The 25,658-nt window shown below is 66.0% G+C and carries 19 protein-coding genes; 11 read left to right on the top strand and 8 right to left on the bottom strand.

The window, feature by feature from the left end; translation table 11 throughout:
• Positions 1-27: 27 nt before the first annotated feature.
• The 4 genes from FAY22_RS02175 to ugpQ all read right to left on the bottom strand — a co-directional run bounded on the left by FAY22_RS02175 (position 28) and on the right by ugpQ (position 4,788).
• Entirely contained in the window at positions 28-543 is a 516-nt protein-coding gene (locus FAY22_RS02175) for an NUDIX domain-containing protein (protein WP_146328710.1), read from the bottom strand.
• Entirely contained in the window at positions 540-3,167 is a 2,628-nt protein-coding gene (gene alaS, locus FAY22_RS02170) for an alanine--tRNA ligase (RefSeq protein WP_146328709.1), read from the bottom strand. Before alaS ends, FAY22_RS02175 begins: the two co-directional genes overlap by 4 nt.
• A 153-nt stretch (positions 3,168-3,320) precedes the next feature.
• Positions 3,321-3,908 (bottom strand): hypothetical protein, encoded by a 588-nt coding sequence (locus FAY22_RS02165; RefSeq protein WP_146328708.1) that lies wholly within the window; start codon positions 3,906-3,908, stop codon positions 3,321-3,323.
• A 115-nt stretch (positions 3,909-4,023) separates the two neighbouring features.
• Positions 4,024-4,788, bottom strand: coding sequence for a glycerophosphodiester phosphodiesterase (gene ugpQ / locus FAY22_RS02160; RefSeq protein ID WP_146328707.1), 765 nt, complete (start codon positions 4,786-4,788; stop codon positions 4,024-4,026).
• 114 nt (positions 4,789-4,902) lie between these two features.
• Between ugpQ and FAY22_RS02155 the strand changes: the two genes are divergently transcribed.
• Both FAY22_RS02155 and FAY22_RS02150 read left to right on the top strand, forming a co-directional pair.
• Positions 4,903-7,539: an EAL domain-containing protein gene (locus FAY22_RS02155; protein WP_146328706.1), complete on the top strand. Its 2,637-nt coding sequence runs from the start codon at positions 4,903-4,905 to the stop codon at positions 7,537-7,539.
• A complete protein-coding gene (locus FAY22_RS02150; protein ID WP_146328705.1) occupies positions 7,521-8,759 on the top strand; it encodes a CaiB/BaiF CoA-transferase family protein in 1,239 nt (412 codons plus the stop codon). The genes FAY22_RS02155 and FAY22_RS02150 overlap by 19 nt, the downstream gene beginning before the upstream one ends.
• A 57-nt stretch (positions 8,760-8,816) precedes the next feature.
• Here the strand turns inward: FAY22_RS02150 and FAY22_RS02145 are convergent, their stop codons facing one another.
• Both FAY22_RS02145 and FAY22_RS02140 read right to left on the bottom strand, forming a co-directional pair.
• The gene (locus FAY22_RS02145) at positions 8,817-10,142 is read right to left on the bottom strand and encodes a TldD/PmbA family protein (protein WP_246860624.1); all 1,326 of its coding nucleotides are present in this window, start codon (positions 10,140-10,142) and stop codon (positions 8,817-8,819) included.
• Positions 10,139-11,578 (bottom strand): TldD/PmbA family protein, encoded by a 1,440-nt coding sequence (locus FAY22_RS02140; RefSeq protein WP_146328704.1) that lies wholly within the window; start codon positions 11,576-11,578, stop codon positions 10,139-10,141. The genes FAY22_RS02145 and FAY22_RS02140 overlap by 4 nt, the downstream gene beginning before the upstream one ends.
• A 272-nt stretch (positions 11,579-11,850) precedes the next feature.
• Here FAY22_RS02140 and FAY22_RS02135 point away from each other — a divergent pair, with 272 nt between their 5' ends.
• The 3 genes from FAY22_RS02135 (at position 11,851) to FAY22_RS02125 (ending at position 15,437) form a co-directional block, all read left to right on the top strand.
• Positions 11,851-13,443 (top strand): gamma-glutamyltransferase family protein, encoded by a 1,593-nt coding sequence (locus FAY22_RS02135; protein ID WP_146328703.1) that lies wholly within the window; start codon positions 11,851-11,853, stop codon positions 13,441-13,443.
• A gap of 129 nt (positions 13,444-13,572) precedes the next feature.
• Complete coding sequence (locus FAY22_RS02130; protein WP_146328702.1) at positions 13,573-14,649, top strand: sensor histidine kinase; 1,077 nt, start codon at positions 13,573-13,575, stop codon at positions 14,647-14,649.
• Complete coding sequence (locus FAY22_RS02125; protein WP_146328701.1) at positions 14,646-15,437, top strand: LytTR family DNA-binding domain-containing protein; 792 nt, start codon at positions 14,646-14,648, stop codon at positions 15,435-15,437. The genes FAY22_RS02130 and FAY22_RS02125 overlap by 4 nt, the downstream gene beginning before the upstream one ends.
• Here the strand turns inward: FAY22_RS02125 and FAY22_RS02120 are convergent, their stop codons facing one another.
• The gene (locus FAY22_RS02120) at positions 15,438-16,409 is read right to left on the bottom strand and encodes a carbonic anhydrase (protein ID WP_146328700.1); all 972 of its coding nucleotides are present in this window, start codon (positions 16,407-16,409) and stop codon (positions 15,438-15,440) included.
• A 117-nt stretch (positions 16,410-16,526) separates the two neighbouring features.
• A complete protein-coding gene (locus FAY22_RS02115; RefSeq protein ID WP_146328699.1) occupies positions 16,527-16,949 on the bottom strand; it encodes a hypothetical protein in 423 nt (140 codons plus the stop codon).
• A gap of 426 nt (positions 16,950-17,375) precedes the next feature.
• On the opposite strand from FAY22_RS02115, the gene FAY22_RS02110 reads away from it, so the two are divergent.
• The 6 genes from FAY22_RS02110 (at position 17,376) to FAY22_RS02085 (ending at position 25,547) form a co-directional block, all read left to right on the top strand.
• Complete coding sequence (locus FAY22_RS02110; protein ID WP_146328698.1) at positions 17,376-18,698, top strand: TolC family protein; 1,323 nt, start codon at positions 17,376-17,378, stop codon at positions 18,696-18,698.
• Positions 18,695-19,846: an efflux RND transporter periplasmic adaptor subunit gene (locus FAY22_RS02105; RefSeq protein ID WP_146328697.1), complete on the top strand. Its 1,152-nt coding sequence runs from the start codon at positions 18,695-18,697 to the stop codon at positions 19,844-19,846. Before FAY22_RS02110 ends, FAY22_RS02105 begins: the two co-directional genes overlap by 4 nt.
• A complete protein-coding gene (locus FAY22_RS02100; protein WP_146328696.1) occupies positions 19,836-22,925 on the top strand; it encodes an efflux RND transporter permease subunit in 3,090 nt (1,029 codons plus the stop codon). Before FAY22_RS02105 ends, FAY22_RS02100 begins: the two co-directional genes overlap by 11 nt.
• On the top strand, positions 22,915-23,454 hold the full coding sequence (locus FAY22_RS02095) for a DUF2846 domain-containing protein (protein WP_146328695.1): 540 nt from the start codon (positions 22,915-22,917) through the stop codon (positions 23,452-23,454). The genes FAY22_RS02100 and FAY22_RS02095 overlap by 11 nt, the downstream gene beginning before the upstream one ends.
• Positions 23,455-23,523: 69 nt before the next feature.
• Positions 23,524-24,195 carry a response regulator transcription factor gene (locus FAY22_RS02090; protein WP_146328694.1) on the top strand — a complete coding sequence of 224 codons (672 nt, stop codon included), beginning with the start codon at positions 23,524-23,526 and terminating at the stop codon, positions 24,193-24,195.
• Positions 24,192-25,547 (top strand): sensor histidine kinase, encoded by a 1,356-nt coding sequence (locus FAY22_RS02085; protein WP_146328693.1) that lies wholly within the window; start codon positions 24,192-24,194, stop codon positions 25,545-25,547. The genes FAY22_RS02090 and FAY22_RS02085 overlap by 4 nt, the downstream gene beginning before the upstream one ends.
• Positions 25,548-25,658 lie beyond the last annotated feature (111 nt).

Here is a 25,658-nt window from a genome sequence, read left to right as displayed (position 1 = left end):
CAACAAGCAATATCCGGTGATTAGCGCTCAGGCGGAAGGCAAGTCGATGAATTCGACCGGCAAGCCGCGCGCGCGCAGCCAGTCGGCCACCGCATAGCCGGTCCCGGCATGCCACGGTCGCAGCTTTTCAGGGGCGACCAGCCGATACTCGACGAGCTCCGGCGACAGCCGGATTTCGCCGCTTGCCTTGACGTGGTAGGCAATGATCACTTCATTCTTGCGTATGAATTCGTAGACGCCGATCAGCTGGATGTCGGTGGCGTCGAGATCGGTTTCTTCCTTGAGTTCGCGTGCCACGCCCTGCTCGGGCGTTTCGCCGCGTTCCATGAAACCGGTGATAAGGGCAAACATCTTTTCCGGCCAGGCGGCATTGCGCGCCAGCAGAATCCGGCCGTCGATCTCGACCAGCGCGGCCAAGACCGGCAGCGGGTTGTCCCAGTGCGTCCAATGCCCGTCCGGACAGGCGAGGCGGAGCTTGCCGCCCTCGCCTTCGTCCGCGCGCTCGACGAGCGGCGCGGCGCACACGGGACAAAAGCGCATCATGCGCGCTGGCGCACCCAGTCGGTCACGCCGTCGAGCGCCTTCGGCAGGCCCGCCGGGTCGGTGCCGCCAGCCTGCGCCATGTCGGGACGGCCGCCGCCCTTGCCACCTACCTGCTGCGCGACAAAATTGACCAGTTCGCCCGCCTTCACCTTGGCGGTCGCATCCGACGTCACGCCGGCGATCAGGCTGACCTTGCCGTCGTTGACGGCGGCCAGCACGATGGCGGCGGTCTTCAGCTTATCCTTAAGCTTGTCCATGGTTTCCCGCAGCGCCGGCACGTCGGCGCCGTTGAGCGTTGCCGCCAGCACCTTGATGCCGTTGACATCGACCGCCTTGCCAAGCAGTTCGTCGCCCTGAGCGGACGCCAGCTTGCCCTTGGCCGCGGCGAGTTCCTTCTCCAGTGCCTTGACCTGCTCCAGCACGCTGCCGACGCGGGACGACAGTTCCGCCGGCGTCGCCTTCAGCGTGCCTGCCACCTGGTTCACGGTGGATTCCAGCGACTGCAGGTAGGCCAGCGCGTTGTCGCCGGTGATCGCCTCGATGCGGCGCACACCCGCGGCCACGCCGCTTTCCGACACGACCTTGAACAGGCCGATGTCGCCGGTGCGCTGCACGTGGGTGCCGCCGCACAGTTCGCGGCTGGAGCCGATCGACAGCACGCGCACCTCGTCGCCGTACTTTTCGCCGAACAGCATCATCGCACCCGACTTCTGCGCGTCCTCGATCGGCATCACTTTCGCCACGGTCGCCTCGTTGGCGAGGATTTCGGCGTTGACGATGGATTCCACCTTGCGGATCTGCTCGGCGGTGACCGGACCGTTGTGGGCGAAGTCGAAGCGGGTGCGCTCGGCGTTGACCAGCGAGCCCTTCTGCTGCACGTGGGTGCCGAGCACTTCGCGCAGCGCCTTGTGCAGCAGGTGGGTCGCGCTGTGGTTGCGCATGGTCTTCGCGCGTTTTTCGGCGTCGACGCGGGCGACAATCGTATCGCCTACCTTGATTACCCCCTCGGCGATGCTGCCGTGGTGACCGAAGACGTCGGCCTGGATCTTGATCGTGTCTTCCACCAGGAAGCGCGCAACGGCGTTGCGCAGCTCGCCCGTGTCGCCCACCTGGCCGCCGGATTCGGCGTAGAACGGCGTGTGGTCGAGCACGATGACGGCATCGTCGCCGGACTTCGCTTCCGTCACCTGGGTGCCGTCGACGTAGATTGCGGTCACTTGCGCCGTTTCGTGGATCAGTTTCTCGTAGCCGTGGAAGGTGGTAGGGCTGCCGCTGTATTCGAGGCCTTGCGCCATCTTGAACTTGCCGGCTTCGCGCGCGCGCTGGCGCTGCTCGTCCAGCAGCGCGTTGAAGCGCGCCTCGTCCACCGTCACGCCGCGCTCGCGGCAGACGTCGGCAGTCAGGTCGACCGGGAAGCCGTAGGTGTCGTGCAGCTTGAAGGCGGTGTCGCCGTCGATCTGCTTGGTTCCGGTTGCCAGCGCCTTTTCCAGGATTTCCATGCCGTTGGCGATGGTGCGGAAGAAGGCGTCCTCCTCCTGCTTCAGCACTTCGGTGGCACGCTTTTCATTCTGGCGCAATTCCGGATAGGCGTCGCCCATCTCGGCCACCAGCGCCGGTACCAGCGCGTGGAAGAACGGCTTGCGCGCGCCGAGCTTGTAGCCGTGGCGGATGGCGCGGCGGGCGATGCGGCGCAGCACGTAGCCGCGGCCGGCATTGCTCGGGATGACGCCGTCGACCACCGTGAAGGTGCAGGCGCGGATGTGGTCGGCGATGACCTTCAGCGAAGGCGACTCGTGGTCGCAGTCACCGGCGCCGGCGGCGTACACCGCCTTCTTGGCAGCGGCCAGCAGGTTGACGAAGGTGTCGATCTCATAGTTGCTGTGCACGTGCTGCAGCACGGCGGTGATGCGTTCCAGGCCCATGCCAGTGTCGACCGAGGGCTTGGGCAGCTTGTGCATCACGCCCGCTTCGTCGCGGTTGAACTGCATGAACACGTTGTTCCAGATCTCGATGTAGCGGTCGCCGTCCTCGTCGGGCGATCCGGGCGGGCCGCCGGCGATCTCGGGGCCGTGGTCGTAGAAGATCTCGGTGCAGGGGCCGCACGGGCCGGTGTCGCCCATCATCCAGAAGTTGTCGGAAGCATAGCGCGCGCCCTTGTTGTCACCGATGCGCACAATGCGCTCGGCCGGCACGCCGACCGTCTTGTGCCAGATGTCATAGGCTTCATCGTCTTCCGCGTAGACGGTGACCCACAGCTTGTCCTTGGGCAGCTTGAACACCTCGGTCAGCAGCTCCCAGGCGTACTGGATGGCGTCGTGCTTGAAGTAGTCGCCGAAGCTGAAGTTGCCCAGCATTTCGAAGAAGGTGTGGTGGCGCGCGGTATAACCGACGTTTTCCAGGTCGTTGTGCTTGCCGCCGGCGCGGATGCATTTCTGCGCCGTCGTCGCGCGCGTGTAGGGACGCTTATCGAAGCCCAGGAACACGTCCTTGAACTGATTCATCCCGGCGTTGGTAAACAGCAGGGTCGGGTCGTCGCCCGGCACCACCGGGCTGGACGCAACGATGGCGTGGCCCTTGGACTCGAAAAACTTCAGGAATTTATCGCGGATCTCAGACGATTTCATGTTCTAGGCGAATGATGGAATGCGTTGCAAACCGTTGATTATACGTGATAACCCCTGTCGGTTGAGGCATGGCCCGGAGTGTCAAAATAAAAAGCCCGCCGGTTAAATTCCGGCGGGCCTGGCGGTGTCGGACGCCGGCGAACCGGTCTTGGATCAGCCGCGGCGCTGCGCGTCGTGCCGCTCGCGCTGGATGCGGCGCGACTGGCGGTTTTCGCTGCGCTGTACCTGGCGCTGCTCGACGCCGCCGACATGGCCGTCGCGTCCGGCGCGGAATTCCTTGCGGTCGACCCTGGCTTGCCCGCGTTCCATCCGGGCCGCTTCGCGCTTGGTCAGCGAACCGTCCTTGAGGCCGTTCGCGATGCGCTGTTCCTGGTTGGCGTTGCGCTGCACATCGGCCTGCATGCGCTGGCTGGACGCGGAATTCGGATTGCCGGTCTGCGCGTCGTGCTTTTCGGCGCGGATGTCGCGGCTGGCGCGGTCCTGCATACGCTCGATACGGCTCTTTTCGGCGGCGCTCAAGCTGCCGTCCTTCAAGGCTTGCGCCTCGGTGCGGTCGATCTTCGCCTCCTCGCGCTCCAGCTTGGCGGCTTCGCGCGTGGTCAGCTGGCCGGATTTCAGGCCGTTTTCGATGCGCTGCTGCTGGCGGGCGTCGCGCTGCGCTTCGGCGCCGGCGCTTTGCGCGAACACGGGCACGGCCAGGAAGGCGGCCAAAAGAACGGGGATCATGCGTGCAGTCTTCATTGTCGTTTCCTTTCGTTGGGTCGGCATGAGCGGTTGCCCATGTCGCCTTCAACGGAAAAACTGCATCGGCGCCGACCGCCAAACTGTAAGCGGTGTAACGAGGCGTAACGATGGCCTAGGCGAAATCCGGGGCGATCAGGTCGATGCGGTCAGTGCAAAAGGCGTCGACGCCCCAGGCCATGATTTCGCGCGCGCGTTGTGGCGTATTGACGGTGTAGCACAGCAAGCCGACGTCCTGCGCCTTGACGGCGCGCGCCAGTTGTTCGGTCAGGTGCCGGTGGTTGGTGTGCAGAGCCACGGCATCGAGCTCGCGCAGGAGCGCCATCCAGTCGGAGGGAATCGTATCGACCAGGAAGCCGCGCGCGATGCCGGGAGCGGCCGCTTTTGCTGCCTGCAGGGCGTCGAACGAAAACGAGGAAAACAGCGGCAGCGACGCGTCATTTCCGCTCGGAACTTGCGCAGCGATTTCCGCCGCAAACAGGCGCTGCGTCAGGGCAGCCACCACGCTGCCGGTTTGCGTTTCAAAGCCGGGAGCAGGCTTGATTTCGATGTTCATCCAGATGTTGTTTGCCTTGCAGAATGCAACAACCTGCTCGAAGTCCGGCACCGGCTCCCCGGCGAATTGCGGTCCGAACCAGGAGCCGGCATCCAGCGCCGCCAGCGCGGCGGCCGTGGTGTCGCACACCCGGCCGGCGCCGCGCACCGTGCGGCCGAAATCCGGGTCGTGCATCAGTACCGGCACGCCGTCGCCCGACAGCATGACGTCGAACTCGACCGCATGAAAGCCGCGCGCCAGCCCGCAGCGCATGGCCGCGAGCGTGTTTTCCGGGGCGAGCGTGCCGCCGCCGCGATGGGCAATGATCCTGGGATAAAACCACATGGCTTGATCTATCTCTTGGAATGATCTGCAACGGCAAGTAGTCTAATCCCAATCTTTCTCTTGAAGCGAAACGATTTTCGCCATGCGGTGAGAGTCGTTCGCTCCCGTCCGGACATGCCTACCGACCGCAGCCAGCAAACGCCCTCCGAGACATCCCAGTTCCTGTTTCCCGCCGAATGGCAGGCGATTGCCGCGGCTTGCGACGACGCGCATAACGGGCTGATTTTCATGCAGGATGGAATCATTACCAGCGTTAACAAGGTGCTGGAAGAGCTGCTCGGCCTCGATGCGGCGCAACTGGTCGGCCAGCCGGTCGCGGCCCTCCTGTCCGGAGCCAATCCGGATTCATTCCTAGCAAATGGAAACGCCGCCGGCCTGGCCACACCCGGCCAGACCGTGCGCCTGGCCGGCAAGGACGGCTCCCCGATCGAATTTGCTGTGACCGTCAACCGGCTCGACGGCATGACCGACGCCGCCGGCGCGGCATGGATACTGCACCCCGCCGCGCCCATCGACGGCTGCGGCGCCCTGTCCCGGGAGCAGGCGCAGGAAATCGTCGACCAGCTTCCCGATCCGGTGCTGATCTGCGCCGCCGATTCGACCATCCGCTATGCCAGTCCATCGTTTTTCCGCCTGTGCGGCGAGCCGGATCAACTTGGCCAGTCGCGCCTGCAGGATCTGGCGCACCCGGAAGACCGTGCCCGGCTGGACGATGCGTTCGGCGCACTGGCCAGCCGCGTCGAAACCCCGCTCGCGTTCCGCCTGCGCGGCCGTGACGGCCGCTGGCGGCAATGCGCCGGCCAGGCGCGCGCGCTGGCGCAGCGCGGCGCGACCGGCGCGGTGCTCGTCGCCGTGCATGACGTCACTGCGCAAACGCAGGAACTGCAGCGCGCGGCGGCCGACAGGAAGCGCCAGCTGCACTACCTCAACCGCTTGCTGCGCCTGGCGCAGCAACCGCATCCGCAAGCGGATACGGCGCTGAAGGTGATACTGAAAGCGGCGGCCAAGGCACTCGGCGCGCACCGCTGCGGCTACTGGGAAGTCGGGCCCGAGCCGACCGCCTCGCGCTGCGTGATGGCATACGATGAAGTGCGGCAGAACCTGCTGACCGGGGTGCCCGAGGCCGCCGAAACAAGCGGTGCCATGGCTGCGCAGCTGGCCGCCGCATTGCATCCGCTGTTGCGGCAAGTTCTGAGCGACGAGCAAGCCCTGGTGGTGGCCGACGTCGGCCAGGACCCGCGCGCGGCGCTCGCGTGCGAGTACTTTCATGCGGCATCGATCAAGGCCCTGATGATCGTGCCGGTGCGCGGCGCGGAGGACGCCGCCGGACTGTTGGTGGTGTCGCAGCTGCACGCGGCGCGCGCCTGGCGCAAGGACGAGGCGGAGTTTGCCCATCAATGCGCCGCGCTGATCGGACGGGTGTTCGAGGAAGCCGAGCACGTCCGGGAAAAAGCGCAGCAAAACCGGCATGCGTACCAGGACAGCCTGACCGGGCTGCCGAACCGGCAATTCCTGTTTGAGCGCGCGGCCGACATCTTTCCGCGCATGGCGGCCAATTCGGCCTCGCTGGCGGCATTCTTCATCGACCTGGATGGCCTCAAGCACGTCAACGACGCGCTCGGGCATGCCATCGGCGACGAGCTGCTCAAGGCGGTGGCGCTGCGGCTGAAGAACATCGTGCGCAAGGACGACGTGCTGGCGCGCCTGGGCGGCGACGAATTCATGCTGCTGGCGCAAAACCTGAGCGACATGCGCATCGCCGAAGACATCGCGCAGCAGATCGTCGACGCGATGAACGCGCCCTTCTCGCTGCGCGGCCACGAGCTGCAGGTGTCGGTCAGCGTGGGCATCGCTCTGTATCCATTCGACGGCGGCGACCTCGACACGCTGATGAAAAAGGCCGACATCGCGCTGTACCACGCCAAGTCCGGCGGACGCAACCGCTACCAGATGTTTTCGCCGCGCCAGGGCGGCCGCATGTCCAAGCAATCGGTGCTGGAAGGCGAGCTGCGCCGCGCGATCCGGGAACGCGAACTGCAGCACTACTATCAGCCGCAGATCGATCTGCGCACCGGCAAGGTGCGCTGCGTGGAAGCGCTGCTGCGCTGGCACCATCCGCGCCAGGGCCTGCTGCTGCCGGCGGCCTTCCTGCCGCTGGCGGAGCGCTCCGGGCTGATCCAGACCATCAGCAAGTGGGTGATGAACGACGCCTGCGACCAGCTGGCCGCGTGGCAGGACAAGGGGCTGGAGCGCTTCAGCATCGCGATCAACCTGGCGGCCGGCCAGCTGGCCGACAACAACCTGGCGGCAGTGCTGGAGGAGGCGCTGGACCGCACCGGCGTGACGCCGGCGCAGTTGGAGTGGGAAGTGCAGGAAAACACGGTGATGCAGCACGACGCCATGAGCGCGTCGCTGCTGGACCGCATGGTGGACATGGAGGTGGCGCTGAGCATCGACGATTTCGGCACCGGTTACTCGAATCTGGGGTATCTCCGGCGTTATCCGGTGCGTAAGGTTAAAATCGACCGCAGCCTCATCCACAGCCTGCCCGACGAAGGGGACGGCCGCGCCATCACCGATGCCATCATCATGATGGCGCAGCCGCTGGGCCTGGATGTGGTCGCCGAGGGCGTGGAGACGCCGCAGCAGATGGAATACCTGCGCGCGCGCGGCTGCCATATCGCCCAGGGCTTTTACTTTACCCAACCACTCACCGCAGACCAGTTCGAAACATGGCTGATTCGCCACTGAAGAAAGCATTAGGACATATCCGCGTACTCGACCTGACCCGCGTGCTCGCCGGCCCCTGGTGCGCGCAGAACCTGGCGGACCTGGGCGCCGACGTGATCAAGATCGAGCGCCCCGGCGCAGGCGACGACACCCGCCACTGGGGACCGCCCTACCTGAAGGATGCCGAGGGGCGCGACACCACCGAGGCCGCCTACTACCTCGCCGCCAACCGCGGCAAGAAGTCCGTCACGCTAGATATCGCCACCTCCGAAGGCCAGGACATCGTGCGCGCGCTGGCGCGCGAATCGGACGTGGTGCTGGAAAACTACAAGGTCGGCCAGCTGAAGAAGTACGGGCTCGACTACGAGTCGCTCAAACGCGAAAAGCCGGACCTGGTCTACTGCTCGATCACCGGCTTCGGCCAGGACGGTCCGTATGCGCAGCGCGCCGGCTACGATTTCATCGTGCAGGGCATGGGCGGCTTCATGTCGATCACCGGCGAGCGCGACGACTTGCCGGGCGGCGGGCCGCAGAAGGCCGGCGTGGCCATCTCCGACCTGATGACCGGCATGTACGCGACCATCGCCGTGATGGCAGCGCTCGCGCACCGCGACCGCACGGGCGAGGGCCAGTACATCGACATGGCGCTCCTGGACGTGCAGGTGGCGATGCTGGCCAACATGAACACCAATTACCTCGCCAGCGGCAAGGCGCCCGCGCGCTGGGGCAACGCGCATCCGAACATCGTGCCCTACCAGACCTTCGCGACGTCCGACGGGCACATCATCGTCGCAGTCGGCAACGACGGGCAGTACAGGAAGTTCGTCGAGGCCGGCGGGCAGCCATGGCTGGCGGTCGACGAGCGCTTCGCGACCAATCCGATGCGGGTGCGCCATCGCGACACCCTGGTGCCGATGCTGGCCGAGATGGTCAAGAGCAAGACCAAGCAGGAATGGATCGACCTGCTGGAAGCGGCCGGCGTGCCTTGCGGGCCGATCAACAATCTCGATGAAGTGTTCGGCAACCCGCAGGTCCAGGCGCGCGGCATGCGCGTCGATCTGCCGCATCCGAGCGGCGGCACGGTCCAGCTGGTGGGCAGCCCGATCAAGATGTCGGCAACGCCGCCGCGCTACGATGCGCCGCCGCCATTGCTGGGGCAGCATACGCGGGAAGTGCTGGGCGAGATGCTTGGAAAGAGCGAGGAAGAGATTGCGGCGTTGCGGGAAAAAGGCGTGATCTGATTCGCATTTGTCGCCCTGCACAGGAGGCCTTCTCCCGCTACGGGAGAAGGAAGCAGATCACAGCACGAACGTAAAGTCCTTGATCAATGCGCCGGGCAACAACGCGCTTGCCGTGCTGCGCGCTCCATAGCTGTCGCTATCGATCAGCAGTTCGCGCTCGCGCGTCAGCCCGACCAGCTTATCCCCCAGCATCCTGAACAGCGAGTCGTCGAACCGCATTACATTGAGCGGCGCCTTGATTTCCCCGTTCTCGACCCAGAACGTCGCAAAGCGCGTCATGCCGGTCAGGCGGCAACTGCTGCGGTCGGAAAAATTCAGATACCACAAATTGCCGATGAAAACGCCGGTGTCGAGCTGCGCGAGCACCTGCGAAAGCGGCAGATCGCCGCCGGCCAGGTCGAGCGAAACCATCCCTTCATTGGCATCGGCGCCGTTGGCGGCGATGCCGTACTCCTTCGCGGTGCGCGGAGAAATCATGCTGCCCGCCAGCCGCCCCTGCTCGAACAGCGCCACCCGTTCCGGCTTGAGGAATCCGTCGGCCTGAAAGCCCGGCGCCAGCCCCGCCGCGGTATTCTCCGCCAGCGTCACCGCGTCGTTGAGCCGCAGCCCCTCGTCGCGCATGCGGCGCAACGGGCTTTGCCTGGTGCGCAACGCCTTCTCGGACACGCAGTCCCAGTTCAGCATGCCGAGGATGTCGTTCAATGCGGCCGGCGCCAGGTAGGCGCGGTAAGCGCCGGGGGCGATGCCGACCGGCGCCTGCCGCAGCATGGCAAGCTGGGCCGCGGCGGAATCGAACCTGGCGCGCAACGCGCCGCCGTCCCAGTCGAATCCCGCATAGCTCGCCTTGGCCGCCTTGTCGCCCTGATGGTACAGGCTCCAGTCAAGATGAAAACTCGCGCTCTCGTGCCAGTTGCGCTGGCCGTAGGAATTGGCGAATCCGCGCCAGATCGGCCCGGCGGCCAGGATGCCGACCAGGTCGTGGCCGCGCGCGGCGGCGAGCACTTCGCCGACCATCGCGGCCGTGTCCGGCAGGCGCGATGCGACGGTGCGTTCTGTCGACCGCACCTCGCAGGACAGCAGCAGGTGCGGGTCCGGCGGCAGATCGGGAAGCTGCGCGCGCAGGCCTTCGATCGCGCCAGTCAGCAGCGCCCGGTCGGTTTCGAGGTCGCCGGCCACGGCCAGCGTGCAGCTCGCGTGGCGCAGGCCGTCGATCAGGCGCAATGTCAGGTAGCGCTGCGCCACATGCCCGGCCTGCCTGATCGCGCTGCGGTTGAAGCGCACGAAGTCCGACGCTTCCGCCGCCAGCCAGCAGGTGTACTGCTCGCCGCCTTGCAGCGCGCCGTCCAGGAAGGCGGCCAGGCGATAAAAATAGTCCCGCATCATTCGCCTCCGAACACGTCGACATCGGAAAACAGGCAGGCCGGCGAGGCGTGGCCGACGCGGATCACCTGCGACGGCTCGCCCTTGCCGCAAAAGGGCGTTCCCATCACGCTGAAGGTGGATGCATCCCCGACCGCCTTGAGCGAGCGCCAGAACGTGGCGGACACGCCACGGTAGTTCGGATTTTTCACCAGTCCCTTCAGCTCGCCGTCTTCGATCAGGCGTCCGACTTCGCAGCCGAACTGGAACTTGTTGCGCGAGTCGTCGATCGACCACGACACGTTGGTATCCATCAGCACGCCGCGCTCGACCGACCGGATCATGTCGTTCAGGCTGGATGCGCCCGGCTCGATGTTGAGGTTGGCCATGCGGTCGATCGGGGCGCGGTTCCAGCCGCAGGCGCGCGCGGTCGACGCACCCTGCAGCCCGGCGCGCGCCTGCGACACCGCGCCGCCCAGCGGCCGCTCCAGCACGCCGTCGCGGATGAGGAACACGCGCTCGGCCGCGCAGCCGTCGTCGTCCCAGCGGTAGCTGGCGAACTGCTCGGGCCGCGTCGGATCGCAGGTGACGTTGAGCAGCGCGGAGCCGTAACGGTAATGGCCGAACATGTCGAGCGTGACGAAACTGGTGCCCGCGAAATTGCGCTCGTCGCCGAGGATGCGGTCGAGTTCGAGCGGATGGCCGATCGATTCGTGGATCTGCAACATCATCTGTTCCGGCATCAGGAGCAGGTCCATGCGCCCGCCCGGGCAGTTCGGCGCAGCCAGCAGATCCAGCGCCTCGCGCGCCACGCGCTGCCCGGCGCCGTCGAACCCGGCATGCTCCAGCACTTCCAGCCCGCCCTGGCGGCAAAAACCGTTGTACTGCCCGCCCAGACTGCGGGTCTGGGTTTCGGCCCCCTCGCTGGCGGTCACCGCCATGCTCGGAATCGCGTACCGGAACTGCTGCGCCAGGTCCGCGCCGTCGGCCGTCAGGTACAACTGGGATGAGTCGACCGTCCACAGCGAAACCTGCCAGTCGACGATGCGATCGTCGATGCGGCAGGAGCGCGACTCGCGCATCAGCAGCGCGATCAAGTCCTTGCGCGAGACGCCGTCCGCGCCACTACCCTCCGGGCCGGCATAGCTTCCCGCCGGACGCGGCAGCGCGAGCGCCGCATAGTCGACCAGCGACCGTCCGGCGCTCTCCCGCGCCCAATCCCGGGCACGGCGTATCGCCTCCTTCAGCCCGGACTCGCTCAGGTCGCTGGTGGCTGCATAGCCGCAGCCGCCGCCATGCATCACAGTGATCATCGCGCCGCGGTCGATGCCGGTCGTCGCCGGCTGCAGCACGTCCTGGCGCACGGCCAAGTGCTCGCTTCTCTCCTCGACCAGGCGCAGCGAGCAGAAATCGACCGCAGGGGCGAGACGATGGAACAGGCGTCGAATCGAATCCGGCAAAACCACCTCGCAATTAGATTCAGAAAAGGTTCAGGAACAGAACAAAGACTGTGCGGCATCAAGATCGTTCATCGCCGCACACCGGATATTAATTCCGTAGAACAACTTTGATGCCTGATTTCATGCCGGCTAGCATTCTTTTTTATTGCCAACCAAACAATCATCAACATTCCTTTCCTTTTTGCCACGTAAAATCGCCGGGTAGCCAGAATCACGAAGCATGAGCCCCGCCGCCCCGCGACGGACGTCCGACACCCACCAAGACGATTGCCATGGCCGACTTCAACTGGGACAACCCCTACCCTTCCATCCGTACCCCGCTGCTGGCGCGTAACGTCGTCGCCACGTCGCAGCCGCTGGCGGCCCAGGCCGGCCTGCGCATGCTTCTCAAGGGCGGCAATGCGGTCGATGCCGCCGTCGCCGCCGCCGCCGCGCTGGTGGTGGTCGAACCGGTTTCCTGCGGGCTGGGCGGCGACGCCTTCGCCATGGTGTGGGACGGCGCCGAGCTGCACGGCCTGAACGCGTCCGGCCCGGCGCCGGCGGCGTGGACCCCGGAGTATTTTGAAAGCAGACATGCGGGCGAGCTGCCGCAGCGCGGCTGGGACAGCGTCACCGTGCCGGGCATGGTGGCCGGCTGGGTCGAGCTGGCAGAACGCTTCGGCAAGCTGCCGTTCTCCGACCTGTTCGAGCCGGCAATCGAACTGGCCGAGCGCGGATACCTGGTGTCGTCCAGCGTGCAGCGCAGATGGGCGGCGGCGGTCCCGCACCTGAAAAGCCAGCCCGGATTCAAGCGCGTATTCATGCCGCACGGCAGGGCGCCGCATATCGGGGAGCAGTTCGTCTTTGCCGAGGCCGCGCACGGCCTGACCCGCATCGCCGAAACCCACGGTGAAGTGTTCTACCGCGGCGAGCTGGCCGAGGCGATGGCGCAGCACGCCCGGCAGCACGGCGGCGCATTGACGCTCGACGACCTGGACAGCTACAAGCCGGAATGGGTAACGCCGATCCAGAAGGATTTCGCCGGCTACACGGTGCACGAGCTGCCGCCCAACGGACAAGGCATCGCTGCGCTGATCGCGCTGGGCATCGTCGACCAGCTCGACATCGCCCGCTACCCGCTCGATTCCGCCGACAGCCTGCACCTGCAGATCGAGGCGATGAAGCTGGCGTTCGCCGACACCTACCGTTGGGTCGCCGACAGCCGCCACATGGGCAAGGTCACGGCGCAGGACTTGCTGGACGACGCCTACCTGGCCGAACGCGCGAAGCTGATCGACAAAAAGCGCGCCGGCGAATTCCGGCATGGTGTCCCCAAGGGTGGCACCGTCTATCTCACCGCCGCCGACGAGAGCGGCATGATGGTCAGCTTCATCCAGTCCAACTACCAGGGCTTCGGCTCGGGCGTGGTGGCGCCGGAAACCGGCATCAGCCTGCAGAACCGCGGCGCCGGTTTTTCGCTCGACCCGAAGCATCCGAACTGCGTCGCGCCCGGCAAGCGCCCGTTCCACACCATCATCCCCGGCTTCCTGTCGAAGGATGGCCAGCCGCAGATGAGCTTCGGCGTCATGGGCGGCAACATGCAGCCGCAAGGTCACCTGCAAGCGCTGGTGCGCATGCTCTGCCACGGCCAGCAGCCGCAGGCCGCCTGCGACGCGCCGCGCTGGAAGGTCGACGGCGGCCTGGCGCTCGCCCTGGAGCCGTCGGTCGCGCCGGAAGTCGCGCAGGAACTGGCGCGGCGCGGCCATCGCATCGACCCGGCCGCCGGCGGCATGGACTTCGGCTCCGGCCAGTTCGTCTGGAAGACGGAGCACGGCTATATCGCGGCCAGCGATGCGCGCCGCGACGGGCAGGCGGTCGGGTTCTGATTCGCTCCGGGATTGCGGCGCTTCGCGCCGTCATACGCGCATTTCGTCGCACCGCGCCGCCGCCGGCCCGGACCCGGGTTACCATTTCATGCCACGCAGGGATAACAGCAACCAGAAGCGATGCCGCGCATGAAAACTGAAGCAGCCTACCTGACCGACCACCGCCCGATTCCGATCATCCTGTTGCGGCACCTGGCCATCGTCACGCTCTTCAACGTGATCGGCGCGGCGCTCGGCACCTACACGATGTACTCCGACCGCGGCTTCGCCGAAAACCTGGTGTTCGCCCTATGCGTCGGCACGCTCGCCCTCCTGTTCATCGACGGCGGCCGCCTGCTGCTGTGGGGCCGCCGCATACCGCCGCTCCTGCCCTTCATCGCGCTGGTCGCGGCCGCCATGCCGGTCGCCAAAATCCTCGGCAACAGGCTGGCCGCGTCCCTGCTCGGCCTCGATCCCGCCAATGTGGCGGCTTACCAGGCGCGCAACGCCACCGGGATGATCATCGTCATGGTGCTGTTTTGCGCCGGCATCACCTGGTTCTTCTGGACCAACGGCAAGCTTGCGGTGCTCAAGGCCTCCGTCGAAGCCGAACAGGCGCGCGCCGCCGCCATCGAAAAGCAGGCGCTGCAGGCGCAGCTGCAAATGCTGCAGGCGCAGATCGAGCCTCACATGCTGTTCAACACGCTGGCCAACCTGCAGGGCTTGATCGCGGTCGATGCGGCACGCGCGCAGCACATGCTGGACCAGCTGATCCAGTACCTGCGCGCCACCCTGTCGGCGTCGCGCTCGGCGCAGGCCACGCTGGAACAGGAATTTGCGCTGCTCGACGCCTATCTCGGGTTGATGGCGGTGCGCATGGGACCGCGCCTGTCATATGCGCTGCACCTGCCCGACCAATTGCGCGAGACCATGGTCCCGCCGATGCTGCTGCAGCCGCTGGTCGAAAACGCGATCAGGCACGGGCTCGAACCGAAGATCGGCGGCGGCCGCGTCGATGTCACGGCGGCGCACGATGCGGGAACGCTGACGCTGAGCGTGGCGGACACCGGCCTCGGGCTCGACGGCCAGCACCAGCAGCCCGGCACCCAGGTCGGCGTCGCCAACATCCGCGAACGCCTGCGCGCGCTGTACGGCGAGCGCGCCTCCTTTACGCTCCATCCCAACATGCCCGAAGGCGCCATCGCGCAAATCAGGATCCCGCTATGACGACAATCCGCGCTCTGATCGCAGAAGACGAACCGATTCTCGCTTTTACGCTGGTGCAGGCGCTGGCGCGCCTGTGGCCGGAACTGCAGGTGGGCGGCGTGCTCGGCGATGGCGTGTCGGCGGTGCAGGAAGCGCTGGCGCAGCGGCCCGACGTGCTGTTCCTCGACATCAGGATGCCGGGCAAGAGCGGGCTGGAAGCGGCGCAGGAGCTGGCGGAAGACTGGCCGGAGGAGGCGCCGTTCCCGCTGGTGGTGTTCGTCACCGCCTACGACGACTACGCGCTGGCGGCATTCGAGCAGGCCGCCGCCGACTACGTGCTCAAGCCGGTGAGCGAAGCGCGCCTGGCGAAGACGGTCGACCGACTGAAGGCGCGGCTGCAAGCGAATGCCGAGCGCGACAGCGAACTGGCGCGCATCGTCGGGCAGCTGCGCGCGCTGGTGCCGGCCGCGCCAGTGCAGGACGAGAAACTGTCCATCGTGCGCGCGGCGGTCGGCAACCAGATCCGCATGATCCCGGTGGCCGACGTGCACTACTTCGAAGCCGCCGACAAGTACGTGAATGTCGTCACCGCCGACGGCGAATCGCTGATCCGCACCAGCTTGAAGGAGCTGCTGCCGCAGCTCGACCGGAACCAGTTCTGGCAGGTCCATCGCGGCACGGTCGTCAATGTCGGCTGCGTGCAGGCTGCCGTGCGCGACGACAGCGGCAAGCTGTCGCTGCGACTGCGCGGGCGCAGCGAGACCCTGGCGGTGAGCCGGGTGTTCGCGCACCTGTTCAGGCAGATGTGATCAGTTCGATTCCTTGATCAGGCGTCCGGACGTGTCCTGTACCGGCCGCGCATTCATCGGGTACAGGCGGCCGAAGATGGCGATCTGCTGCGGCGATGCCTGGATCGGCTCCTTCATCACGATCCACAGCACGCCCTCGCTGCACGGCGGCGTGGTGAGCGACCCCATGTAGGTGTAGTAGTCGCGCCGCTGCGGCAGCAGCTGGTTGATGTCGATGGTCGAGATCGGCGCCAGCGGCTCGTTCTTTTCCAGCGGCAGATTGTTCCAGACGGTCTGGATCAGGCCGTGCGCGGTGCCGCTGTCGATCAGCACCGCCACCACCGCGATCCGGCCCTCCGCATCCTTGTGCACCAGGTGCGCGACCATCTCGGTGCCGCGCCCGTTGATCTTTTCCTCGGACGGCCGGTGGAAATGAAAGTGTTCCAGTTCATACCGGCGCCCGGTGAGGGTGATGCTGCTGCCGCTGCCGACATTGACCCGCACCGTGTGGCCGTTGTCGAGCACGCTGAAGCGCGAAGGCAGGTAATCGAACATCACCGGTTCCAACTCGACCTGGATGCCGTCGCGGATGTCGATCGGCGACTGGCGCTTGCCCGAGGCGCATGCCGCCCAGGCGGGATTGAGCTTGCCCCATTTCTCCGGGCCGTTTTCGCCGTCATAGCTCCAATGCTCGGCGCGCTCGCTGCGCTCGGACAATTCGGCGGCGGCCTTGGCGCGCTCGTCGGCGAGCCTGGACGCCCTGTTCTTGCGGATTTCCGCCAGCCGCGTCTTGATCATGGCCGCGATCTCGTCGGCGGTCAGAGGCCGCGTCGGCTTGGCGTCCTGCGCCTTGTCCGCCACGGCGCCCTTGCGGCTGTCGCCTTTCGTGATCGCGTCGCTCGCAAAATCCGCCGGCGATTTCTCGGGTTCCCTGGCAAATGCGCCCTGGCCCAGCAGCAGGACGCATGAAAAAACAGCTATACCAATCCGCATATCGACCCAATCCGAGGCGTATTACTTAAACGCAATATCTTATCGGACTCTGCCAATCTGCGAAACACGCGGCGGGCCTGCCCGCGCCCGGTGTCTCGTTTTCATCCGGCGCGGCGATCAGGCGCCGACATGATGCAGCGCCAGCACCGCCAGCGGCACCCATGCCACCACCAGCGCCGCCGGCATGCGCAGACGCGCGCGCAAGCCGCGTCTGCGCCACGAGGACGCCAGCGCCAGCAACCCGCCGCCATAGGGAATGACGACAAAGAGCAGCAACTCGATTTCGGCCGGCGATGGCCCGCCGCGGCCAGCCAGCAGTACGGCGAACAGGATCGCCGTGAGCAATCCGAGCGCGCCGGCCAGATAGGACAGCCAGCGGTTCACCCGCCGCAATGGCGCCGGATGCATGCGCGCCAGCATTTCCTCGCGCTTTTCGCGCAGGTCGCGCTGCAGCAGGAATACCAGCAGCGGCTCGACCTGCCGGTAATGAAGAAGGCCCGCCGCTGCGGCGGCGGCCAGTTCCTCGCGTCGTATCGTCATGCATCGCTCCTTCGGATGATTGTTTTTTTATCGGGCGGCGGGACGACCCAAACACGCGGAACTGCCGCATCGGAACCCGATCGCCCCGGATGGGATGACGGGATATTCAGAGCGCCCTCACATTGTTGTCAAAATAACCACTTAAATATTTAATCGATTTTCCAGTAAAAATACGTAGACAAAAATCAACTTCCTACGCGCACTTATCGCCTGTTTGAAACGCGTCTTATCTAAATCAAAACCGGCGCCGGCAGTTGGCTGCACCGCCCTGCGCCACAAAATCTTTTCTGTCAGCAATTTGTCAGCTTTTCTTCAGGTTGCCGCAAGCGTCGCTGTCTACCGTACGCATGCCGACTAAAAACGCGCGGCCGGCGCGCCAAGGCGCCGCCATTCCCCGGAAGACGGCACACCACGAAACGACCGACGATGAAGCTGACTGCCCGACTTTTCAGACTAACCATATCGCTGCCCGGCGCCATCGCGGCCGGCATCCTGGCGGTTCTGCCGCTGCTGGCCCTGGCAGCCGAACCGGCGGACGGCCTGGACAGCCTGTCCCTGCCGCAGGCTATCGAGATCGGGCTGCGGCAAAACCATGACGTGCGGCTGTCCGCGCTTGCCGTGGACAGCGCCCAGGCAGCAGCGACTGCCGCCGATGCGCGCCCCAATCCGGCGCTGACCGTACAGACGGCCAACATCAATCCGGCGCAGGGCATCGGCTCGGGCGGCCTGCGCGCCAAAACCGTGGACACCACGATCCGCATCGACCAGCTGATCGAGCGCGGCGGCAAGCGCGCGCTGAGGAAGGAAAGCGCGGACGGGCTGGAGCGCGCCTCGCGCGCCGACCTGAGCGAAGCGCGGCGCCAGCTGCGGCTGAACGTCAGCCAGGCCTACTACGACCTGCTCGCGGCCCAGGAAAAGTGGCGCGCCGCCACGGAAACGGTCGCGCTGTTCGACAACACGCTGAGCGCGGCGCAAAAGCGCAAGAAGGCGGGCGACATCGCCGGCGCCGACGTGGAACGCATCCAGGTCGACGCCTTGCGGGCGAAAAACGACGCGCGCCAGGCTGAAACCGACCTGGCCAAGGCCCGGCTGGCGCTGGCGCTGCTGATGGGAGTCGAAGCGCAGGCCGACACAATCCGCGCCGTGGAGGCATGGCCGCAGCCGCAACAGGCCGCGCCGGACACCGACATCGACAGGCTGATCGAGCGGCAGCCGGCCATCCGCGCGGCGCAGGCGCGCGTCGACGCCGCGGTCGCCTCCGCCAAGCTGGCGAGCGCTGCGCGTACCCGCGACGTGTCGGTCGGCGTGCAGTTTGAACATTACCCCGCCAGTGCCGCCAATTCTCAGGGAAGCGGCAACAGCTATGGCGTCTCGGTGCAGTTTCCGCTGTTTACGAACTATGCCTATCAGGGCGAGATCCGTGCCGCGCAGGCTGCACTCGACACCGCCAGGCAATCCCTGGAAAAGGCGCGCAGTGCCGCGCGCGGCGAACTGGTGGGCGCGCTGCACGAACTGCGGGCCTCGGCCGAACGCGTGCTGCGCTTTCAGCAGGAGCTGTTGCCGGCAGCGAAGAAATCCGCCGACGCGGCGGAATACGCGTTCAAGAACGGCGCCATCGGCGTCATGGATGCGCTCGACGCCCGCCGCACCTACCGCGCGACGCAGCTCGACGCCGTGGCGGCGCAGGCCGACTACGCAAAGTCCCTGGCGGCCTGGCGCATGACTGTTTTGGAAGAAAGCGACAAATGAAACCGAGGACAAAAATTCTTTCCGCAATCGGCGTCGCCGCCGTATCCGTTGCGCTCGTGGTCGGCGCCCGGCACCAGGCCGCATCGCAGGAGCCGGCGAAAACCGAGCGCCCGCAGGAACAGCGTACGCCGGGCATCGTGAAGTTCGCGCCGGGCGCGCCTGAACTGTCGGCCCTCAGGATCGAGCCGGTCGCCGCAATCCCGATGCCGGTAACGGACCCGGTCAACGGGCGCATCGCCTACGACGAAAACGTCACCGCGCGCGTGAGTTCCCCGATCCTGGGGCGCGTGGTGCGGGTGCAGGCGGAGATCGGCGACCGCGTCGGCCGCAACGCCGACCTGCTCGAACTCGATTCCCCCGATCTGGCGAGCGCCGACGCCGACTGGCGCAAGGGCCAGGCCGACGAGCGGCGCAAGAAGCTGGCGCTGGAGCGCGCGCGCAACCTGCTGGACAACGAAGTGATCGCCCGCAAGGATTATGAGCTCGCGCAAGCCGACTACCTGCAGGCGCTGGCCGAAACCCGGCGCGCCGCGCTGCGCATGAAGAACCTGAACGCGTCCGGAAACGAGAACGGCAGGTTCGCGCTGAAGGCGCCGATCGACGGCGTGGTCGCCGACAAGCAGGTCAATCCGGGCCTGGAAGTGCGGCCGGACCTGCCCAACCCGCTGTTCGTCATCACCGACATCGGGCGCCTCTGGGTGGTGGCCGACGTGCCCGAACGCAGCGTCGCCGCCATCAGGCCGGGCCAGGCGGTCAGCATCGAGACGGACGCCTATCCGAACGAACGCTTCGCGGCGACGGTGGACCGCGTCGGGCTCGCGCTCGACCCGACCACGCGGCGCGTGCAGGTCCGCTGCGCCGTGCAGAACCCGCAGCACAAGCTCAAGCCGGAGATGTTCGCGCGGGTCTTCTTCCTGGCCGACGGCGGCAAGAAAGGCGTGCGGGTGCCCAACACCAGCCTGATCGCGGACGGCCTGCACAGCTACGTGTTCGTCGAAAAGCAGCCGGCCACCTTCGAAAGGCGCGCCGTCACGACAACGCTCAAGGGCAGCGACAGCAGCTTCATCGAAGGCGTGTCCGGCGGCGAGCGCGTGGTGACCGAAGGCGCCCTCCTGCTCAATTCGGAGGCGGCGGGCGATGCTCAATAAGCTGATCGATTTCGTCCTGACGCAGCGGGTGTTCGTGCTGGTGCTGGTCGCCGCGCTCGGCGTGTTCGGCTACCGCGCGCTGACCGAGCTGCCGATCGAGGCCTTTCCGGACGTGCAGGATGTGCAGGTGCAGATCGTCACCCAGTATCCGGGCCAGGCGCCGGAAGAAGTGGAGCGCACCGTCACCCTGCCCATCGAGCGCGAGATGAGCGGCGTGCCGCGCCAGACGCAGCTGCGCTCGGTGACGATCACCGGCCTGTCGGTGGTCACGCTGACCTTCGAGGACGGCACCGACGACTATTTCGCGCGGCAGCAGGTGCTGGAAAAGCTGCAGAACGTGACTTTGCCGGCCGGCATACAGCCGAGCCTCGCGCCGCTGACGACCGCGGTGGGCGAAATCTACCGCTACATCGTCGAAGCGCCGGCCGACATGCCGCAAAACGAAATCCGCTCGCTGCAGGACTGGGTGATCCGCCCGCACCTGCGCATCGTTCCCGGCGTGGCCGACGTGGTCAGCTTCGGCGGCACGGTGAAGGAATACCAGGTGCGCATCGACCCGTACGCGCTGAAACGCTACGGCGTCACGATCGACCAGGTGAACCAGGCGCTGGCCAACAACAGCGCCAACGTGGGCGGCGGTTTCGTGCGGCGCGGCGACGAAGCGCTGGTGATCCGCGGCATGGGCATCTTCACGCGGCTGGAAGACATCGGCCGCGTGGTCGTGGCCGCCAAGGGCGGCAAGACCGTGCTGGTGTCGGACGTGGCCGAAGTCGGCATCGGCGCGCGCCCGCGCTCGGGCGTGGTGGCATTCAACGGCGGCGACAGCGTGGTGGAAGGCATCGTGCAGATGACCAAGGGCGGCAACGCCGCCAAGGTCATCGAGCAGCTGAAGGCCCGCGTCGACGAAGTCAACGCCAAGCTGCCCCGCGGCGTGCGCATCCGGCCGATCTACGACCGCACCACGCTGATCAATCACACCGTGCATACCGTCGGCGAAAACCTGCTGGTCGGCGCCCTGCTGGTGATCGCGATCCTGGTGGTGTTCCTGCAGAACTGGCGCGCCGCGCTGATCGTCGCCACCGTCATTCCGCTGTCGCTGCTGTTCGCCTTCATCATGCTCAACGCGAAGGGTATCCCGGCCAACCTGATCTCGCTGGGCGCGGTCGACTTCGGCATCATCATCGATGGCGCGGTGGTGCTGGTCGAGGCGCTGATGGTGCGGCTCGCGGCGCACCAGTTCAACGCCGCGATGGCGTCCGCCGACATGGGCTGGCGCATGGACACGCTCAAGCAGACCGTGGCCGAGCTGGGCCATCCGATACTGTTCGCCAAGGCCATCATCATCATCGCGTTCATCCCGATCTTCACGTTCCAGCGCGTGGAAGGGAAAATCTTTTCCCCGGTCGCGCTCACGCTCAGCTTCGCCATGCTGGGCGCGGTCATCCTGACCATGACCTTCGTGCCCACGCTGCTGGCGCTGACCATGCAGCGCCACACGATGGCGGAAAAGCACATCGCGTGGATGCATCACATGCAGCAGCGCTACCGCAGCCTGCTGCAGCTTGCCTCCGGCAAGCGCTTCGTGGTGATGGCGGCGTCGGCTGCGGCGCTGGCGGTGACGCTGGCGCTGGCGCCGCTCCTGGGCAGCGAGTTCCTGCCCAAGCTCGACGAAGGCAACATCTGGCTGACGATCACGCTGCCGCCGTCCAGTTCGCTGGAGACCACCAAGAGCATCGAGCGGCAGGTGCGCGCGATCCTGCGCGGCTATCCGGAAGTGGGCGACGTCGTCTCGCACGTCGGGCGCCCCGACGACGGCACCGACCCCAAGGGGCCGAACAACATGGAGATCCTGGCCGACCTGAAGCCGCACGGCGAATGGCGCTTCGCCGACAAGGAGGATCTGATCGCGGACATGTCGAAAAAAATCCGCGCCATCCCCGGTATCCCGACCAACTTCTCGCAGGTCATCCAGGACAACGTCGAAGAATCGCTGTCGGGCGTCAAGGGCGAGATCGCGGTCAAGGTGTTCGGCCCGGACCTGCAGATCCTGACGCAAAAGAGCGAGCAGATCGCCGCCATCCTCAACGGCATCGCGGGCGCGACCGACGTGGCGGCGGTGAAAATCGGCGGCCAGAGCGAGCTGGACATCGCGCTCGATCGCGACAGGATCGCCCGCCTCGGCATCAACGTGTCCGACGCCAACGCCGCGATACAGGCCGCGCTGGCGGGCATGGCCGTCAACACCTATTACGAGCGCGACAAGCGCTTCGACATCACGCTGCGCCTGAAGGAACAATACCGCGACTCGATCGACGGCATCTCGAACATCCAGGTCAACCTGCCCGGCGGCGCGGGCACGGTCGGCCTGGAAGACATCGCCAAAATCGAGGTGCGCCAGGGCGCGGCGCGCATCAGCCGCGAAGCCGGCGGGCGCAACGCGTCCGTGAAGGCGAACCTGCTCGGGCGCGACCAGGGCAGCTTCGTGGCCGAGGCGCAGCAGAAGGTGCGAGAGCAGGTCAAGCTTCCGCCGGGCTACCAGATCACCTGGGGCGGGCAGTTCGAGAACCAGCAGCGCGCCGTCAAGCGCCTGGCCGTCATCGTGCCGATCACCGCCCTGCTGATCTTTTCCCTGCTGTTCTGGGCATTCCGCTCCGTGCGCAAGGCGTCGCTGGTGCTGCTGATCGTGCCGTTCGCGCTGATCGGCGGCATTGCCGGCCTGGCGCTGGCCGGCCTGCACTTCTCGGTATCGGCCGCGGTCGGCTTCATCGCCGTGGCCGGCATCTCGGTGCAGAACGGCGTAATCATGGTCGAGCAGATCATGGAGCTCGCGCGCGGCGAGGCGCCGCCGGCGCTCGCCGCCATCGAAGGCGCGGTGGCGCGCCTGCGGCCGATCATCATGACCGCGCTGATGGCCGGCCTGGGCCTGCTGCCGGCCGCCCTGTCGCACGGCATCGGGTCGGAGACGCAGCGCCCGTTCGCCGTGGTGATCGTCGGCGGCATCGTGTCGGCGACCTTCTTCACGCTGCTGCTCCTGCCGCTGGCCTACCCTTATTTTGCGGACAGGGAAAATGAGAAATAGTTTTCCATTCGGGCCGTGGCGTCGAACGGCACGGCTGCCCGCGCTTCTGATGGTGCTGGCCTGTTGCCTCCACGCCGCCAATGCGGAGGATGCGACGGTGCCGTGCTACCGCATGCGGCGGCAGGTCAGCTGCGTCGCGGTGCCGCTCGCGAGCGCGGCCGAAGACATCGAGGCGAAACGATTCCAGCCACAGGACGACCGGGCCAGGCTTTATCTGCTTCGCCCCGGCACCATGGCGCCGATGACGAAATCCACGATACTCCTCGATGGCAAGCCGGTGCGGGAACTGGCACCAATGACCTATGCGGTTCTGGACGCTTCACCCGGCCTGCATCGCCTCACCACGCGGGCCGACCATGACGTCGAACTCGAAGTCAGCCTGGAGCCAGGGAAAATCCAGTATGTCGAGAATCGGTACTCGCTGCTTTTCTTCACAACCTCGGCACAGTTGCTGACGATGGACGAGCGCAAGGCACAGGCTGCCATTTCGCAGTTAAAGCTTGTAAAGTCGGGCGGCGAGAACCAATAATGACCGGCATGTCCCCGGCGACCGTTCCGTCCCGGGCGAAATTGAGCAAACCTGATCCGTTGACCAAATATGCATGTCCTGTTGGTTGAAGATGACGCCGTCCTGGCCGACGGCATCCGCCGCGTCCTGCAGGGACATGGCATGGCCGTCGATGTTGTGCACACGGGCACCGAGGCTGATTGGGTACTGGGGCATTCCCAGGTGGCCGTCGTGGTGCTGGACATCGGCATTCCCGGCATCGATGGCTTTGAGGTGGTGCGCCGGCTGCGCGCGCGAGGCAGCAATATCCCGGTCCTGCTTCTGACCGCGCGCGACGCCATCCAGGACCGCGTGCACGGGCTGGAACTGGGCGCGGACGATTATCTCGTCAAGCCGTTCGCCACGCCCGAGCTGGTGGCGCGGCTGAAGGCGCTGGTCAGGCGCAGCAACCCCAAGCCGGCCGAGCTTCAGGTCGGCCGCCTGACGCTGGATCCGTTCGCGAAGCGCGCCTCGGTCGACGGCCAGCCGATCGAATTGTCGGCGCGCGAATGGGCCGTGCTCGAATACCTGATGCAGCAGGCGTCGCGCGTGGTGTCCAAGCAGCAGATCATCGACGCGATACTGCCGTGGGGCGAGGAAATGACGCTCAATGCGGTTGAAGTCTATGTCTCGCGCATCCGCCTCAAGATCGCCGATGCCGGCGTGGCGATCCGCACCATCAGAGGCTTCGGCTACATGCTCGAGAAGGCGGATACGCCATGAGCAGCATACGCCTTGTCCTGCTGAAATGGCTGATCGTCCCGCTGCTCGTCCTCAACATCAGCGGCGCCGCCCTGACCTACTGGCTTGCCTGGATGCCGGCGCAGGTCGCATTCGACCAGAGCCTGGCCGACGCCGCCTGGGCGCTGATTCCGCACCTGCGCATGGTGGGAAGCCGCATCGAAACCGACCTGTCGAACCAGGCCGAGGAAGTACTGAGGGTCGACCATTTCGACGCGGTTTACCTGATGGCGCGCGATGTCGAAGGCAAGACCATCCTCGGCGACAAGGACTTCCCGCTCACCTGCCTGCCGGCCGCCCTGGACGACCCGACGATTTGCGATGGAGAAATGCGTGGCGAGCCGGTCCGTCTCATCACGCTCAAGACCGATATCGGCACCGGGCAAGTGCTGATCGGCGCCGCGGAAACGCTTCGGAAGAGGAACGCGATCCGCTCCGAAATCGTGGCCGCGCTGGTCATACTGGAAGGGCTGCTGGCCGCCGTCTCGGTGACAATGATCTGGTTCGGAGTCAGAAAGGGGCTGCTTCCACTGCAAAAAATGCAGGAAAAACTGGACAGCCGGCGTGACGACGACTTGTCTACGGTGGGCGAGCAGGAGGCGCCGCTTGAGGTCAGGCCGTTCATCAATGCCATCAACAAACTGCTGTTGCGCGCACAAACCAGCGCGCGGGCGCAGCAGGATTTCCTCGCCAACGTTGCACATCAGCTTCGCACGCCGCTGGCCGGGTTGAAAACGCAGCTCGAATGGCTGCAACAGAAGTGCTCCGACGAGCCGGATACCGCGCGCTCGGCCAGTCTGATGATGTCATCCACCGACAGGATGATCCGCCAGTCCAACCAGCTGCTCGCACTGGCGCGCGCAGAACCGAGCCAGTTCGAAAGAAACCGGCTCGGCACTGTGGAGCTGGACAAGGTGGTGGAGCAGTCGATCCAGCATTTCGTGCAGGAAGCGGATCGGAAACGCATCGATATCGGCTTCGATCTGCAGCCGACCAGGGTCATGGGCGACCGGTTCCTGCTGCACGACCTGATCGACAACCTGATCGACAACGCGGTGCGCTACTCGCCGCTCAACGGCGTGGTGACGGTACGGTGCTTTCAGACGGACACGGCCGGCTGCCTGGTGGTGGAAGATTGCGGCCCCGGCATCCCGCCGGAGCGACAGGAAAGGATATTCGACCGCTTTTACCGCCTCGACGAAAAGCAGGCCGGCAGCGGCCTGGGGCTTGCGATCGTGCACGACATCGTCCAGGATCATGGCGCGACGATTTCCATCGAACAGGGCAGCGACGGAAAGGGAACCATTTTCCGGGTCGAGTTCCCGCTGGCCTGAGGGGCCGCCGGCGGCAAATCGTGTTCTCGCAGCAAGTCCGCGCCGCGATGCAGTCCCTCCCCTTGCGCGCTACGGTAAAATGACCGGTTAAGCCATTCACCGACCAGCATT

The sequence above is a fragment of the Noviherbaspirillum sp. UKPF54 genome (assembly GCF_007874125.1).
Taxonomy (GTDB): domain Bacteria; phylum Pseudomonadota; class Gammaproteobacteria; order Burkholderiales; family Burkholderiaceae_D; genus Noviherbaspirillum.
Note: the sequence above shows the minus strand (reverse complement) of the source record. Positions and strands in the feature narration are given on the sequence as shown.